Origin of the sequence: Streptomyces cadmiisoli (assembly GCF_003261055.1) — a bacterium.
In the GTDB taxonomy this organism is placed as follows: Bacteria; Actinomycetota; Actinomycetes; order Streptomycetales; family Streptomycetaceae; genus Streptomyces; species Streptomyces cadmiisoli.
The window spans coordinates 1205400-1219089 of record NZ_CP030073.1 but is presented as its reverse complement, the minus strand read 5'-3'; the positions used below and the strand labels follow the sequence as shown (position 1 = coordinate 1219089).

General features: G+C 71.1%; 14 protein-coding genes. 8 read left to right on the top strand and 6 right to left on the bottom strand.

The genetic code is table 11. From position 1 onward, the window contains the following. The first annotated feature begins 49 nt into the window (after window positions 1–49). Window positions 50–325, top strand: a complete 276-nt coding sequence (locus DN051_RS04935; RefSeq protein WP_053756197.1) for a hypothetical protein — start codon at window positions 50–52, stop codon at window positions 323–325. 156 nt (window positions 326–481) lie between these two features. Here DN051_RS04935 and DN051_RS45730 read toward each other — a convergent pair whose 3' ends face one another. After that, the gene (locus DN051_RS45730) at window positions 482–907 is read right to left on the bottom strand and encodes a hypothetical protein (RefSeq protein ID WP_199314889.1); all 426 of its coding nucleotides are present in this window, start codon (window positions 905–907) and stop codon (window positions 482–484) included. Window positions 908–1422: 515 nt separating this feature from the next. On the opposite strand from DN051_RS45730, the gene DN051_RS04925 reads away from it, so the two are divergent. Then, complete coding sequence (locus tag DN051_RS04925; protein WP_053756199.1) at window positions 1423–2031, top strand: TetR/AcrR family transcriptional regulator; 609 nt, start codon at window positions 1423–1425, stop codon at window positions 2029–2031. Between the two features lie 166 nt (window positions 2032–2197). Here the strand turns inward: DN051_RS04925 and DN051_RS04920 are convergent, their stop codons facing one another. Together DN051_RS04920 and DN051_RS04915 are read right to left on the bottom strand one after the other, a co-directional pair. After that, entirely contained in the window at window positions 2198–2962 is a 765-nt protein-coding gene (locus DN051_RS04920; protein WP_162624856.1) for an SDR family NAD(P)-dependent oxidoreductase, read from the bottom strand. Window positions 2963–3407: 445 nt separating this feature from the next. After that, complete coding sequence (locus tag DN051_RS04915) at window positions 3408–3827, bottom strand: TetR-like C-terminal domain-containing protein (protein ID WP_112438079.1); 420 nt, start codon at window positions 3825–3827, stop codon at window positions 3408–3410. Window positions 3828–3931: 104 nt separating this feature from the next. Here DN051_RS04915 and DN051_RS04910 point away from each other — a divergent pair, with 104 nt between their 5' ends. Next, complete coding sequence (locus tag DN051_RS04910) at window positions 3932–4810, top strand: MFS transporter (protein ID WP_112438078.1); 879 nt, start codon at window positions 3932–3934, stop codon at window positions 4808–4810. A gap of 309 nt (window positions 4811–5119) precedes the next feature. After that, a complete protein-coding gene (gene hchA, locus DN051_RS04905; protein ID WP_112438077.1) occupies window positions 5120–5995 on the top strand; it encodes a glyoxalase III HchA in 876 nt (291 codons plus the stop codon). Between the two features lie 33 nt (window positions 5996–6028). Here the strand turns inward: hchA and DN051_RS04900 are convergent, their stop codons facing one another. Beyond that, window positions 6029–7231 carry an ROK family transcriptional regulator gene (locus DN051_RS04900; protein WP_199314888.1) on the bottom strand — a complete coding sequence of 401 codons (1203 nt, stop codon included), beginning with the start codon at window positions 7229–7231 and terminating at the stop codon, window positions 6029–6031. Between the two features lie 689 nt (window positions 7232–7920). Continuing rightward, complete coding sequence (locus DN051_RS04895; protein WP_053756205.1) at window positions 7921–8922, bottom strand: helix-turn-helix transcriptional regulator; 1002 nt, start codon at window positions 8920–8922, stop codon at window positions 7921–7923. Between the two features lie 255 nt (window positions 8923–9177). Between DN051_RS04895 and DN051_RS04890 the strand changes: the two genes are divergently transcribed. Next, window positions 9178–10149: an alpha/beta hydrolase gene (locus DN051_RS04890; protein WP_112438075.1), complete on the top strand. Its 972-nt coding sequence runs from the start codon at window positions 9178–9180 to the stop codon at window positions 10147–10149. A 230-nt stretch (window positions 10150–10379) separates the two neighbouring features. Here the strand turns inward: DN051_RS04890 and DN051_RS04885 are convergent, their stop codons facing one another. Then, a complete protein-coding gene (locus tag DN051_RS04885; RefSeq protein ID WP_246040923.1) occupies window positions 10380–10841 on the bottom strand; it encodes a PAS domain-containing protein in 462 nt (153 codons plus the stop codon). Between the two features lie 152 nt (window positions 10842–10993). On the opposite strand from DN051_RS04885, the gene DN051_RS04880 reads away from it, so the two are divergent. The 3 genes from DN051_RS04880 (at window position 10994) to DN051_RS04870 (ending at window position 13673) form a co-directional block, all read left to right on the top strand. Next, window positions 10994–11614 (top strand): TetR/AcrR family transcriptional regulator, encoded by a 621-nt coding sequence (locus DN051_RS04880; RefSeq protein WP_053756208.1) that lies wholly within the window; start codon window positions 10994–10996, stop codon window positions 11612–11614. A gap of 232 nt (window positions 11615–11846) precedes the next feature. Then, entirely contained in the window at window positions 11847–12788 is a 942-nt protein-coding gene (locus DN051_RS04875) for a LysR family transcriptional regulator (RefSeq protein ID WP_199314887.1), read from the top strand. A 171-nt stretch (window positions 12789–12959) separates the two neighbouring features. Then, window positions 12960–13673, top strand: coding sequence for an SDR family NAD(P)-dependent oxidoreductase (locus DN051_RS04870; protein WP_053756209.1), 714 nt, complete (start codon window positions 12960–12962; stop codon window positions 13671–13673). Window positions 13674–13690: the final 17 nt, after the last annotated feature.

Here is a 13690-nt window from a genome sequence, read left to right as displayed (position 1 = left end):
ACGGCCGTCGTCTCCCGTCGTTGTCAGTGGTGGCTGCGACGCTGGGGGCATGGACAGGGACGAGGAGCTGTTGCGCGGCCGGGTCTACGGAGCGGACCACGACGATCCCCGGCGGAGCCCGCGCCAGGGACGGGACTACGCGGAACTGGTCGGCGGGCCGTTGGACGGCCTGTTGCTCGACATCACGGGCTGGACCGCGGCCGACATGGACGCCGGTGTCGTGCTGGAGACGGAGTTGGGACGGTTCGGCGGCGGCGGGCGGGCCGTGTACGACCCACGCCCCGGCGACCCGACCCGCCTGGACTGGTCGGGCGACGCACCGTGACCGGATCTCGGTCACCACAGCAGAACGGGCCTCCGGCACGCTCACGCCTGGCGACGTGAGCGGCCGGATGACCCGTTGCGCGAGGACCGTCGGAATGTCCCGCCGGCGATGTGATGGGTTCCCCGCCGGGGAGGGCGGGGAACCGGTTTCACTCAACTAGTGGCCGCCGCCACCGTGGCCGCCGCCACCGTGGCCGCCGCCACCGTGGCCGCCGCCACCGTGACCACCGCCATGGCCGCCGCCACCGTGACCACCGCCATGGCCGCCGTAGCCACCGCCATGACCACCATGACCGCCGTAGCCGCCGTGGTCACCGTAGCCGCCATGGCCACCGAAACCGCGGTCGTGGTCGCCGTAGCCGTAGCCGTAGCCGCCCCAGTGGTCGTGATCATTGTCGAACCGGACGAAATCGCTGTAACGGCCTTCGCTGTGACGTCCGTTGTCGTGGTGGGAGTATCCGGAGTCACCGTGGTTCCAGTCGGCCGCGCCGGCTGTGCCGACGCCGACGCCGGTGAACGCGAGGACAGCGGCTGCGAACACTCCGGCAATCAGACGTCCCGGCCTGGAGGCGAGTGTGCTCATGATTCTTCCCTTCCGGGAGGAGAGGGTTTCGGACCCGAAAAATCCTGGGTCCCGGTGCGCATCCGGCCCGTCCTGGCCATCGGACGCGCGGGGCGGTGCGACCCTGTCCGGCACCGGCGCCCGACCACGCGCGGCGGATCTGACGCCGTTTCATCAGCGTGGTGAGCAAGTGCGGATGGGATTCGGCATCGGACTGACGACTGCCGTTCCGGGAAAGGACGACCGGCCGTCGTTGCACGACACCGCCCCGCCGCTCGGTCCGCGGCCTTCGGTCACGTCCCGATCGGTCTTGGAGATGCCGAGGTCTCATTATTGGTTGAACCCTTTACGACATCTCGTGCTTTCACGTTAGTCCGGGCGTGGTCGCAGAGGCAACAATTTAGAGTAAAATGCAACAAAAAGGACATTTTACGTTCTCGTGCCGCTCGTTCGCCCCGGTCTCTCCGGTGGAACGTGACCCCCGCCGAGGTCGCCCTTACGCTGGACCGGCGAGTCCATTTCAAAGGAGGCCGGCCATGCCCGGGGAGTTGACGCCGAAGGGGCGGGCGACGCGGAGGCGGATCGTCGAGGGGGCCGCGACGGTCCTGCGCGAGAAGGGCGTCGGCACGGCGACGCTGGACGACTTCATGGCGCAGACCGGCACCAGCAAGAGCCAGTTGTTCCACTACTTCCCCGCGGGCAAGGACGAACTGCTGCTCGCCGTGGCCCGGTTCGAGGCGGATCAGGTCCTGGAGGACCAGCAGCCGTACCTGGGGTGCCTCGATTCGTGGGCGGCCTGGGAGCGGTGGCGGGACGTGGTGATCAAGCGGTACGAGACACAGGGCGAGCAGTGTCCGCTGGGCACGCTGTTCTCGCAGATCGGCCGTTCGAGTCCCGGGGCGCGGGCGATCTTGATCGAGTTGCTCCGTGGCTGGCAGGAGAGCCTGGCCGCGGGTGTCCGGGCCCTCCAGGCGGCGGGCAGGCTGCCCGCCGACCTCGATGTGGACACGCGGGCCACCGCGCTGCTGACCGCGATCCAGGGGGGTGTGGCGATCCTGCTGTCGACGGGGCAGTCCACCCACTTGCGGGTCGCGCTGACCCAGGGGATCGAGGACCTGCGGCGCGCGGGCGACGCCATGGCGTGACCCGGCGTCGGCACCGCACGCCCCGGACGTCGCAGGGGCGGCCGATCCCGCCGGACCGCGCGATGTCCGCCGCCGGCGCCGTACTCCGGCGGCGGCGTGTGCGCGGGGGCGGGCGGTGTTATCGGAGTCCGCCGACCCACTGTGCCCGTCCGCTGCCGGCGGGGCGTCAGCTCGCGATGACCGCGGCGGTGGTGCGGCCGCCGTCGACGTCGAGCACGGTGCCGTGCACGAATGAGGACTCGTCGGATGCCAGGTACACCGCGGCGTTCGCGATGGCCTCGGGTGTGCCCACGTGGCCTGCCGGGGTGCCCTTCATCATGGCCTCGGCGGGGTGGATCTCTCTGGGCCCGGGTGTCAGCACGACACCGGGGGAGATCGCGTTCACCCGGACGCCCTGCGGTCCGAACTCGGCCGCCCAGGCCCGGGTCAGGGTCTCCACGGCTCCCTTGGTCGAGCTGTAGAGGGCGCCGATCGGAATGCCGAGGCGCGCGATCCAGGAGCCCAGGTTGACGATCGTTCCGCCGCCCGCGTCCACCATGGCCGGCGCGACGGCCGCGGTCAGAAAGAACGGGGCCTTGACGTTGATCGCGTAGACGCGGTCGAAGGTCTCCTCGTCGGTGGCCGCCGTGGTGTCGGCGGGATAGATGCCGGCGTTGTTGACCAGCACGTCGACACGGCCGCCGAGCACCCGCGTCGCGTCCAATGCCAGTGCCCGTGAGGCGGCGGCGCTTCCGTCCAGGTCGGCCCGTACGAAGTCGGCGCGCCCGCCGCGCGCGCGGATCCCGGCGACGACCTCCGTGCCTCGCTCTTTGCTGCGGCCGGAGACGACGACGTGTGCCCCCTCGGCTGCGAAGGCCTCCGCGATCGCCCGCCCGATGTTGCTGGTCGCCCCGGTCACCAGGGCGGTCTTGCCCCCGAGTCGCATCGACATGGTCCACTCCATTGCTCGGTACTGGGTTGCTCGGTACTGCGTTGCTCGGTGCTGCGCTGCCGGCACTGCACTGTTCGGTTCCGCACCGTGAGAACGAACGGCCGAGGTGGCATGCCGCCTTGGGTCGACCGGCCCTGGACGGCCGGGGTGGTGCGCAGTGCCACTGTGCGACGCCAAAAATGGACTCGCAAGTCCAAAAAGAGGCCGTGGCGTCATGTGCGGCGGAGCCGTGCCCATGTCCGTGGTGGAGCCGTGCTCATGCGTGGCGGAGTCGTGGTACTCATCCGTGGCGCGGTGGAGGACGCATCCGAAGCGCTCTGAAGCGCTTCCGAAGCGCCGGGGGTGCCGGGTGTGCGCTGGTGTCGGCTCAGTCGCACCGGAGCCCGGTTGCGCCGTCACCCACCGCGGTCGGTACGGGCCGAGGTCCCGGCCTGTGCTGGGCGCCTTACGCCGGGTCGGCCGGGGCGGTTGTCGCCGGTACCCAGGACAGCAGGTCGTCCACCAGGGCGCGGGCACGGGCGCCGTCCGTCGCCGCGACGCCGAAGAGGACGCGGAAGTGCAGCGGGGCGAGAACATGGTTCATGACCTGGTCCGTGGTCGGCCCGGACTCGCCGCGCGCCCGCGCGCGCTCGATGATCAGGTCGAGCTGATCGGACCGTTTGCGCAGACAGCGATCGCGCACCTCGCCCTCCGCGGTCGCGTTGATGACGGTGCGCGGCGAGGCCGCCCCCTCGGGTGCGCTGATGTGGTCCAGCGGGTCCACCGCCCAGGTCGCCAGATCCTCCCGCAGGCTCTCCCGGTGTCCGCGGGGAGGGCCTCCGGCGCGAGACGGCCCTCGCGACGGACGCGAGGAGCTGGTGAACATCGCCCCAGGGCCGGTAGATGCTTGTCGTGGAGGCCGGCTCGATGGCGCTCTTCATCGCCGCCGACGGGGTCGGCCGGCTGATGCTCGCCCGCGCCGTTTAGGGCGTGGCCACGAGCGCCGCCACCGGTGCCGTCACCGCCGGTCTGGTCGATTTTCAGGCCGGGCGCAACCCGCGCCTGGCGGCGACCGTGAACGGTGTCTCCACCACCCTCGGCCTCGCCGTCGGCGCCCTGGGATCCGGGCTCCTGGTGCAGTACGCCCCCATGCCGACCACCCTGGTCCACGCCTTGCTGATCGCGGTCTTCCTCATCACCACCTCCGGTGTCGCCCTGATGCCCGAGACGGCCGCGCGCCGCCCCGGAGCCTGGAGATCGCATCGTCCCCGTGTCGCGGTGCCCGGCCGGATCCGCCCGCACTTCCTGCTCAGCACTCCCAGCCTGGTGGCCCTCTGGGCGCTGGGCGGATTCCACCTGTCGCTCGGCCCCGCGCTCACGGCCACGGTGCTGCATGCGCAGAACGTCCTGGTCGCGGGCGTGGTCGTCGGCATCCTCACCGCGAGCGGAGCCCTCGGGTCGTTCACGCTGCGGCGCCGGGAGCCACGCGGAGTACTGGTCATCGGGTCCGTGGCGCTCGCCGCCGGCATGGTCGTCACACTCGTCGGAGTCGCGGCCGGCGTCCCGGCCGCGTACCTCGTCGGCACGGCCGTCGCGGGCTACGGCTGCGGCGCGTTCTTCCTGGGTGCCTTCGGCGCGCTCGCTCCCCTGGCGGCCCCCGAGGAGAGGGCCTCGCTGTTCTCGACCGTGTACGTGGTCAGCTATCTGGCGTTCGGCATCCCGGCCATCGCGGCGGGCGTGGCGTCCACGGCGTTCGGATTGCGCGCGACAGCCGTCGGCCACGCGGCGGCACTGATCGTCCTGGCGGGATCGGTACTTGTGGGACTGGCCGTGCGAGGCCGCGGCGGGGAGACCGGCCGGGAAGCGTAGGACGCGACCGCGGTGCGCGTGGCCTTCCGGACCTGACCCGTCGCCGAGCCCGATGCCGGGGAGCCGTTCCTGCGGGACTGCCGATCGGCCGCGTCGCGACCGGGAAATCCCTGGTGAGGCCGGGCTGTTCGGCGGCCGTGGCCGCCACCGCCGGCCGCTCGGACCGACGTGCCAGGTGGATCCGCGCGCGATAGCCTGTTTATGGATCATCGCAGCACGACAATCAGTGACAGCCCGTCTCGCCGCCCTCCCGTCGCGCGTTCTCTCGCCGTCGAGACTTTCACCGGGCCATGAAAGCAGGTCATTGGCATGTCGAATGTCGAAGACAATGTGAGCAGGGATCCCACGCCGGATCCGGCCGAGGACAACGCGTTCTTCCCGTCGCCGTACTCCCTGACCAAATACGTGTCGGCGAAGACGAACTTCGACGGGGTGAAACACAAGGGCGCCTACACCGGCGGCAGGTGGAAGGTGCTCATGATCGCGGCCGGGGAGCGCTACGTCCTGCTGGAGAACGGCAGGATGTTCTCCACCGGAAACCACCCCGTGGAGATGCTCCTCCCGATCCACCACCTCATGGAGGCGGGCTTCGGCGTGGACGTCGCCACGCTGGAGGGCTACCCGGCGAAACTCGAACTGTGGGCCATGCCGCACGAGGACGAAGCGGTCATGGGCGCGTACGAGGCGCTCAAGCCGAAGCTCAAGGAGCCGTTGCGGCTGTCCGACGTGGTCGCCGGTGAACTGGGCGACGACTCGGACTACATCGCCGTCTTCATCCCCGGCGGACACGGAGCCGTGGTCGGTCTGCCCACCAGCGTGTCCGTGGGCCGGACTCTCGACTGGGCGCTGGCGAACGGCAAGTTCGTCATCACCCTGTGCCACGGCCCGGCCGCGTTGCTCGCCGCCACCCTGGGGAAGGACGAATCCCCGTTCAAGGGCTACTCGGTCTGCGTCTTCCCCGACGCACTCGACGAAGGGCCGAACCTCGAGATCGGCTACCTTCCCGGCCGCCTGCCGTGGCTCGTCGCCGACCTGCTGGGCAAGCAGGGCCTGAACGTCGTCAACGACGACATGACGGGCCGGACCATCCGGGATCGGCAACTCCTCACCGGTGACAGCCCCCTCGCCTCCCACGCACTCGGACTGCTCGCGGCCGACACCCTGCTCGAAGCGGTGCGGGCTTAGGTGATGTGCTGACCGTGTGAGGGCGATTCGTCCTCAGCCGACGCGGGCGGCCAGGCGGGCGTCGGCCCGGGCGGGGGAGTAGAGGAACTCGACGACCATGGCCGCGGCGCCGATCAGGCCCGCGTGGTCGCCGAGGCGAGAGGTGACGATCTGGAGGCCGGCGGTGGTGCGCGGCATGGCGCGCTGGTACAGCAGTTCGCGCACACCGGTCATGAACGGGACGCCGGACAGGTCACCGGCGAGCATCAGCACCCCCGGGTTGAGGAGGGTGACCACGGTGACGAGGACCTCGCCGGCCCGTCGCCCGGCCTCCCGGGCCAGCCGGATCGCGTCGGGATGCCCCTCGGAGAGGAGGCGTCTGACATCGGATCCGGAGGCGGACGGGAGGCCCAGCTCGGACAGCTGGCCGGCCAGGGCGCGCCCGCTCGCCACCGCCGCGAGACAGCCGTGGGAGCCGCACATGCACAGCGCGTCCGGCCGGTCGTGCAGCCGGATGTGGCCGATGTCGCCCGCGCCTCCGTCGACGCCGCGGAACACGTCACGGCCGATGACGACACCCGCGCCGATCCCGGTGGAGACCTTGACCAGCACGAAGGCGGCGCAGTCGCGGTGGTTGGCCTGGTGCTCGGCGAGTGCCATCAGGTTGGCGTCGTTGTCGACGAAGACGGGGACGGGGCCGTCCTCCAGGCTCCGCCCCACATGGCGGGCGTAGGCCTCCTGCATACGTGCGCGGATCGGGTACTGGTCCCAGCCGGGCATGATCGGGGGCTGGACGACCCGGCCGGTCTCCCAGTCGACGGGTCCGGGGACGGACAGTCCGACCCCGCAGACGTGTCCCGGCTCGATACCGGCCGCCGTGATCAGGTCCGGGAACCAGCCGGCGAGCTGGTCCAGGACCTGCTCCGGGCCGTCGCCGATGTTCAGCGGGGCGGTGTGCTCGGCGAGGATGGTGCCCGCGAGGTCCAGCACGGCGGCGCGGGCGTGCCGGGTTTCGAGGTCGATGGCGATGACCGAGGCGTGCGAGGGGTCGAAGTCGATGCGGTGGGAGGGCCGGCCGCCGGTGGAGGTGCCGTCGGTGTGACGGAGCCAGCCCACGCGGTTGAGGAGGTCCAGGCGCTGCCCCACGGTGGAGCGGGACAGACCCGTGGCGCGTTGCAGGTCCGCGCGGGTGTTGGCGCGGCCACTGCGGATCAGCTCCAGCAGCTCGCCCGCACTGGCCTGATTCGGCGTCAGCATGTGCTCCCCCACTGTTCAGCTCTTGTCGGCGTCGCCGGCCGGCCCCCGGCCGGCGGCGCTCGGCGGCGAAGAACAGCAGTACCACAGGGGTCGTCGGCACCACTGAACCCGCCATGCACAGGCACGGTCTTGGACACCCCGGGAGGGCGAGGCGAGCGGCAGGACCACCTTGTGGACCGACCGAACAGAGCCTGCCGCGACGATCGTTCCGGTCCTGCGGGCGGCTCGGACGGGCCGGCCAGGGAACTTCGCCCCCCGCGACCTGTCCGGGCCGCTGTCGCCATTGGGACAGGGCCCATCCCTGCCACGTCAAGCCCGTGACACGCCTTGCTCGTTCCCCGGATTCTGTCCGATGAGAGACCTCTTCTCGTATTGAGCGGAAGGCCTGGAACGGATGAAGACATGCCGCCTCATGGCGGCGACGGCGACGGTGCCGGGGCTCACGCCGGGAGCCGGCGCCGTGCCGCCGGCGCCCCGCGCTGAGTGCTGCCGCCGCGGCGCAGTCCGGGCCCGTGTCCGCCGCGGAATCCGCCACCGCGCGTCCGGTCACCGGTGACCGGGTGATGGTCATCACGGAGCCCGCGGGCCGGTGCACCGCTTCCGTCGGACGCCCGCCCGCGACTGCGCGGTCGACGGGGCTCACAGGTCTGAAAGGCGCCCGCACCGCCGTCGCCCGTCATGCCATGCGCTCAGATCCAGTTGCGTCGCGCGGCCTGCCAGCCGAGCTGCATCCGGGTCGCGACACCGGCGATGGTCATCAGGTGCTGGATGCGGCGCTGCACGGTGCGTCTGCTGATGCCGAGCTGACCGGCGATCGACTCGTCGGTGAGGCCCGCGACCATCAGGGACAGCAGACGCTGGTCCTCGACCGTCAGCGAGTCGGCATCGGATTCCAGCATGTGCGCGCCGATCCGGCCCTCAGGAGTCACCCGCAGCGGCGCCCCGAGTTCCCAGTAGCGCTCGAACAGCGCGACCAGCGCCTCCAGCAGACTGCTGCCCCGGACGACGGCCGCCGTCACCTCACGCGGGTCACCGGCCGGTCCGGCGGGAGCCAACGGACAGATCGCCACCACCCGGTCGGCGATCGCCATCCGCAATGGCAACGTTGCCACGGCTCGCGCGATCTCCCCGGCCCGCACCGCCTTCACGATGTTCTCCATACCGCCGGCGTCGTCGAAGAACGCCTGCTCGTACAGCACGCGGTACTCGACCCCGCGCGTCAGGGCGTCGAACTCGGCCTGGTTGGTGCCGGACGGCATCGCGACGTACTGCGCACGGCAGAACCACAGCAGTTCCTCGCGCGCGCTGTCCTGGACCTGCCGCAGTCGCTGGCGCAGGGCCGCGGCTCCCGTGATGAACTCGACCACTTCGCCCGCGTCGCGGATCCAGGCGTTGCGCCGGTAGGTCTCCATCAGTTCGGACACGGCGGCGCGCGCCTTGCCGAGTTCGTCGGCCTGGCGTTCGAGCTGCGGCAGCAGGGAGATGTCGGGCGGGTTGGCGGCGAACCGTCCCGAGGTCCCCTCCACTCCACGGGCCAGTCCCTTGTCCTCCAGAGCGACGAGCATCCGCTCGGCGGTCCGGCTGTCGAGACCGGTCGTGGCGGACACCTCGCCCGCCGACGCCGTGACGGCGACGACGAGGGCGCGGTACACATCCGTCTCCCCGGCCGACAGTCCCAGCGCTTCCAGCATGTATTCCTCCCCGGGTCTTGGTCGGCCGTGGCGGCACGGCGGGGGCGTTCACAGCATCGTCCTCGCCTCCATCAGATCTCCGCTGCGGTCAGTGCATTCTCACAGCGCCTCCCGCGGAAGTCACCGTCGAAGATCAACCCATCCCTGGGCTTTTGTTGAGGGATATTCCGGCAAGTGAGAAATGCTCGAAATAGTGGAATTCGTCCCGGGCTGAAATGCTCGAAGTGCGGAGCAAACGCCGAAAGGAGCGAGACAATGCCACAGCACTTCCTCGAGCCTGAGGCCCAGGAGATCGCCGACGCGACGTCGAAGCCGCCCTTCCCGTACGAGCTCGGACCGGTGCGCGCACGCAAGGCTCTCGACGAGCTTCAGGCCGCTCCGGTCGAGAAGGCCGCGATCGGCGAGGACAGGTGGCTGTCGGTGCCCGCCGAGGTGGGTGACGTGCGGGTCAGGCTGATCAAGCCGGTCGGAGCGGCGGGTCCGCTGCCGGTGATCCTCTATCTCCACGGAGGCGGCTGGGTCCTCGGCGACTCGGGCACGCACGACCGGCTCATCCGCGAACTGTGCGACGGTGTGCGGGCGGCCGTCGCTTTCGTCGAGTACGACCGTTCGCCGGAGGCCCGCTACCCGGTGGCCGTCGAGCAGGCGTACGCGACCGCGCGGTGGATCACCCGGCACGGGGCGGGCGAGGGACTGGACGCCGGTCGGACGGCGGTGGCCGGGGACTCGTCCGGAGGCAACCTGGCGGCGGCCGTCGCGATCATGGCGAAGCGGCGGGGCGACGTGGGCTTCGTGCACCAGTCGCTGTACTACCCGGCCACGGACGCCGCCCAGGACACCGCCAGCTACCGGGAGTTCGCTCGGGGCCCCTTCCTCACCGCCAAGGCCATGGAGTGGTTCTGGGACTGCTACATCCCCGACCGCGGTCCGCGGCGCCACGAGATCACGGCGTCCCCGCTGCGTGCCGCACTCGACGACCTCGCCGGACTGCCGCCGGCATTCGTGATCGTCGACGAGAACGACGTGCTGCGCGACGAGGGCGAAGCCTATGCGCGCCGGCTGGCCGAGGCCGGTGTTCCCACGACCAGCGTCCGCTACAACGGCATCCTGCACGACTTCATGACGCTCAACCCCGTACGCCCGACGCGGGCCGCGACCGCCGCCGTCGAGCAGGCCGTGCACGTCCTGCGCATGGCACTCGGGACGGCACTGACCCGGACGGTGTGACCGGCCCGCTACGGAGCCGCCCGGCCCCCTTCATGTCCTCAACCGGGCTCGCCCCGGGGCCTGGCCATCAGCAGCGCGACGTCGTCCTGCGCGGGGCTCGGAAGCAGTTCACGCAGGACGCTGTCGCAGAGCGCCTCGAGCGACTGTCCGTGGTGGCGCAGGTGCCCGGGCGAGCTGGGCCATTGCCTGGTCGACGTCCCGGTCCCGGCTCTCGATGATGCCGTCGGTGTTTACAGGACGAGCAGACCGCCCGGCGGCAGGGGGACGTGTTCGGTCCGGAAGTCCCCGAGCCCCGTCCCCAGGGGGTGCCCTGCGGACCGTCGCGAAAGGTGATCGCCGCACCGGGCGCGGCGACGGCCGGCGGAGGGTGCCCTGTCCGTGACCGGCACGATGCATGTCTCCGGCGTCACCCGGTGGCCGTCACGGTGACGCGCGCAGAACGTGCCCACCACGGTCTCGCCCGCCTGGACCCGCCGCGCCGGCGCTTCGGCGAGTGCCCGGTCGCCGTCCGGGACCAGTACGTCACGAGCGGGGCGGCCCAGGACGGCCTCGGGCCGGTGACCGAGCAGGTCCTCCGCGGCCGGCGACCACTCCAGGACCCGCCTCTCCTCGTCCTCGCGCCACAGCGCGCTCGGGAGCAGATCGTGCAGCGCGCCCGAGGCCCCGACGGTTCGCAGGGGCTGGTCCGGCACCTGGCCCCCAGCTGATGAACACCCACCGTACGACCCAGTCATCGGTGAATATTGCAGGGCGAATCAGCCTGTCCGAGACAGCGAGAGCGGGTCCTGCCCAGCGCCCGCCGGTTCCCCAAGGCCGATAGTCGACCGGTCGTACACTTACATTTATGGGACGGACCAGTGATGCCGGGGAGAAGATCCTGACCGCCGCGCGCTCGCTCATCGAGCTGCGCGGCTACTCGGCCCTGGGCGTGGCCGAGATCTGCAAGGCGGCCGGCGTGCCCAAGGGGAGCTTCTACTACTTCTACGAGTCCAAGGAAGCCCTGGCGCTCGCTGTCATCGACGAGCAGTGGGCCGGCCAGCGGCGTACCTGGACTCGGATCCTCGGGGCGGACGCGGAGCCGCTGGAGCGGCTGCGGCTGCTGTTCGAGGAGACGGAGGCCGCGCAGCGCGCCGGGCAGCACGACTGCGGCACCGTCGCGGGTTGTCTGTTCGGCAACCTCACCCTGGAGATGAGCAACCAGACCGAGGCCGTGCGCGCACGGCTCCAGGAGATCTTCGAGGCGCAGGTCGAGATGGTCGGCGCGGTCCTGGACGAGGCCGCGGAGCGCGAGGAGATCGCGGCGGCGGACACGCGGGCGGCCGCGCGGGCGGTGGTGGCCCAGCTGGAGGGCCGGGTGATGTTCGCCAAGCTCTACAACGACACCCAGTGGCTCGGACCGCTGTGGGCGAACTGCCTGGCGCTGCTCGGCGCGAACGCCGCGCAGCAGGCTGCGGCGGGCGCCTGACGTATGGCTGACACCCCCCGCTGACGGCTCACGACCCCCGCTGATGGCTGACGACTCACCGCTGACCCCCTACCGCTGACCGCGGACGACTTGCGGCGGACGGCTCATCTCTGCCGCCGGTCGCTGCCCCGGGTCCGTGCCGCCGGGTCGTGCGACCTCCACACGACCCGGGGTCGCCGAGGGCTTCCCGCCCGCGGGTGGGGGCGGCCTCCACGGGACGTAGCATGGCGGCGTGGAGCTGCGCCAACTGCGGTACTTCGTTGCCGTCGCCGAGGAACTGCACTTCGGCCGGGCCGCCGAGCGGCTCCTGATCGCCGGTCCCTCGCTGTCCCAGCAGATCAAGGCGCTCGAACGCGACCTCGGCGTACGCCTGTTCGACCGTGATCGCCGTTCGGTGTCGCTCACCCCGGCCGGCTCGGCCCTGCTCCCGTACACGCGCGCCCTGCTGCAACGCGCCGACGACCTCGAACGCTGTGCCCGCCGGCTGTCCGGGTCGCAGTCGGTGCGCCTCGGCTATGTCAACTGGCTCCCACCGGACCTCACCGCCCGTGCCTCGTCGGTGGCCCGGCTCCATGTGGACGCCTGGATCGCGCCCTCCCACACCCAGGCCGCCCGGGTCGCCGACGGCAGCCTGGACCTCGCGGTGTGCTGGGTGCGGAACGAGGACCTGAAGCGGCACGGGCTGCGGGCCCGCCTCCTCGGTGCCGACCGGCTGTACGCCGTCTCCACCGGTGGCGACACCGCTGACGTGCGGGCCGAGGACACGACCGTCCTCCTGGACGACGACACCACCTCCTGGTCGTCATGGAACGCCTACGCCGAGGAAGCCGCCGAGCGGACCGGGGCCCGCGCGGTGCGCATCTCGGACGGCGGGATCACCGGTCCCGCCTTCTTCGACCACGTCCGCAGCAGCGGGCGCCCCGTGGTCAACTCGCCCAAGGGCCAGAACGGTCCGCTGCCGCCGGACCTGGTGCGGCGCCCCGTCACGGCGCCTGAGCTGCGCTGGACGTGGTCGCTGGTGTGGCGGCGCAGCGAGGAGCGCGCGGCGGTCCTCGCCGTGGTCGACGCCCTGTGCGACGGCGTCGGAGACCTCGGCCTCCACGGTCCGGGCGTATGGCTGCCCGCGGACGACCCCTACCGGCAACCGGACGGGCGGCGCGAGCCGGCCCGCTGACCATGTCTGCGAGGCTACGCCTATCAGGTGGAAGGAAGCCGGTCCCGGGCCGGCCCCCGCAGACCTTTGACTTCAAGTCCGCCGGATGCCTAACTTCAAATAGTCGACCGGTCGGCTAGTTGGAAGTCCGGCTGGTCGGGGCAGTCCCCACTCATCTTGGAGGAAGTCATCATGAGCACTCAGTTCCAGAAGGTCGCGGTCGTCACCGGCGCTTCGCAGGGCATCGGCGCGGGCGTGGTCGACGCCTTCCGCAAGCTGGGCCACGCCGTCGTCGCCACCTCACGCACGATCGCGCCGTCCGACGACCCGGGCATCCTGACCGTCCGCGGCGACATCTCCGATCCGGCCACGGCCGAGCGGGTCGTCGCCGCCGGCCTCGAGCGGTTCGGGCGGATCGACACCCTGGTCAACAACGCGGGTGTCTTCGTCGCCAAGCCCTTCACCGAGTACACCCCGGAGGACTACGCCACCGTGACCGGTGTCAACGTCACCGGCTTCTTCCGCATCACGCAGCTGGCCGTGGAGCAGATGCTGGCCCAGGGCGGGGGCCACATCGTCAGCATCACCACCAGCCTGGTCGACAACGCCGACTCCAACGTGCCCTCCGTGCTGGCCTCGCTGACCAAGGGCGGCATCCAGTCCGCGACCAAGTCCCTCGCCATCGAGTACGCGACCCGCGGCATCCGCGTCAACGCCGTGTCCCCGGGCACCATCAAGACGCCCATGCACCCCGAGGAGACGCACGAGTGGCTCGCCGCTCTGCACCCGGTCCGGCGGATGGGCGAGCAGAGCGACATCGTCGACGCGGTCGTCTTCCTGGAGAACGCTCCCTTCGTCACCGGCGAGATCCTGCACGTCGACGGCGGCATGAGCGCCGGCCACTGACCGCACCGACAAGGGAA

Coding starts and splice junctions, on each gene's coding strand:
- DN051_RS04920 (WP_162624856.1), bottom strand. CDS start 2,962: ATGTCGATGCGACTCGGGGGCAAGACCGCCCTGGTGACCGGGGCGACC.
- hchA (WP_112438077.1), top strand. CDS start 5,120: ATGTCGAATGTCGAAGACAATGTGAGCAGGGATCCCACGCCGGATCCG.
- DN051_RS04870 (WP_053756209.1), top strand. CDS start 12,960: ATGAGCACTCAGTTCCAGAAGGTCGCGGTCGTCACCGGCGCTTCGCAG.
- DN051_RS04895 (WP_053756205.1), bottom strand. CDS start 8,922: ATGCTGGAAGCGCTGGGACTGTCGGCCGGGGAGACGGATGTGTACCGC.
- DN051_RS45730 (WP_199314889.1), bottom strand. CDS start 907: ATGAGCACACTCGCCTCCAGGCCGGGACGTCTGATTGCCGGAGTGTTC.
- DN051_RS04890 (WP_112438075.1), top strand. CDS start 9,178: ATGCCACAGCACTTCCTCGAGCCTGAGGCCCAGGAGATCGCCGACGCG.
- DN051_RS04880 (WP_053756208.1), top strand. CDS start 10,994: ATGGGACGGACCAGTGATGCCGGGGAGAAGATCCTGACCGCCGCGCGC.
- DN051_RS04900 (WP_199314888.1), bottom strand. CDS start 7,231: ATGCTGACGCCGAATCAGGCCAGTGCGGGCGAGCTGCTGGAGCTGATC.
- DN051_RS04935 (WP_053756197.1), top strand. CDS start 50: ATGGACAGGGACGAGGAGCTGTTGCGCGGCCGGGTCTACGGAGCGGAC.
- DN051_RS04915 (WP_112438079.1), bottom strand. CDS start 3,827: ATGTTCACCAGCTCCTCGCGTCCGTCGCGAGGGCCGTCTCGCGCCGGA.
- DN051_RS04925 (WP_053756199.1), top strand. CDS start 1,423: ATGCCCGGGGAGTTGACGCCGAAGGGGCGGGCGACGCGGAGGCGGATC.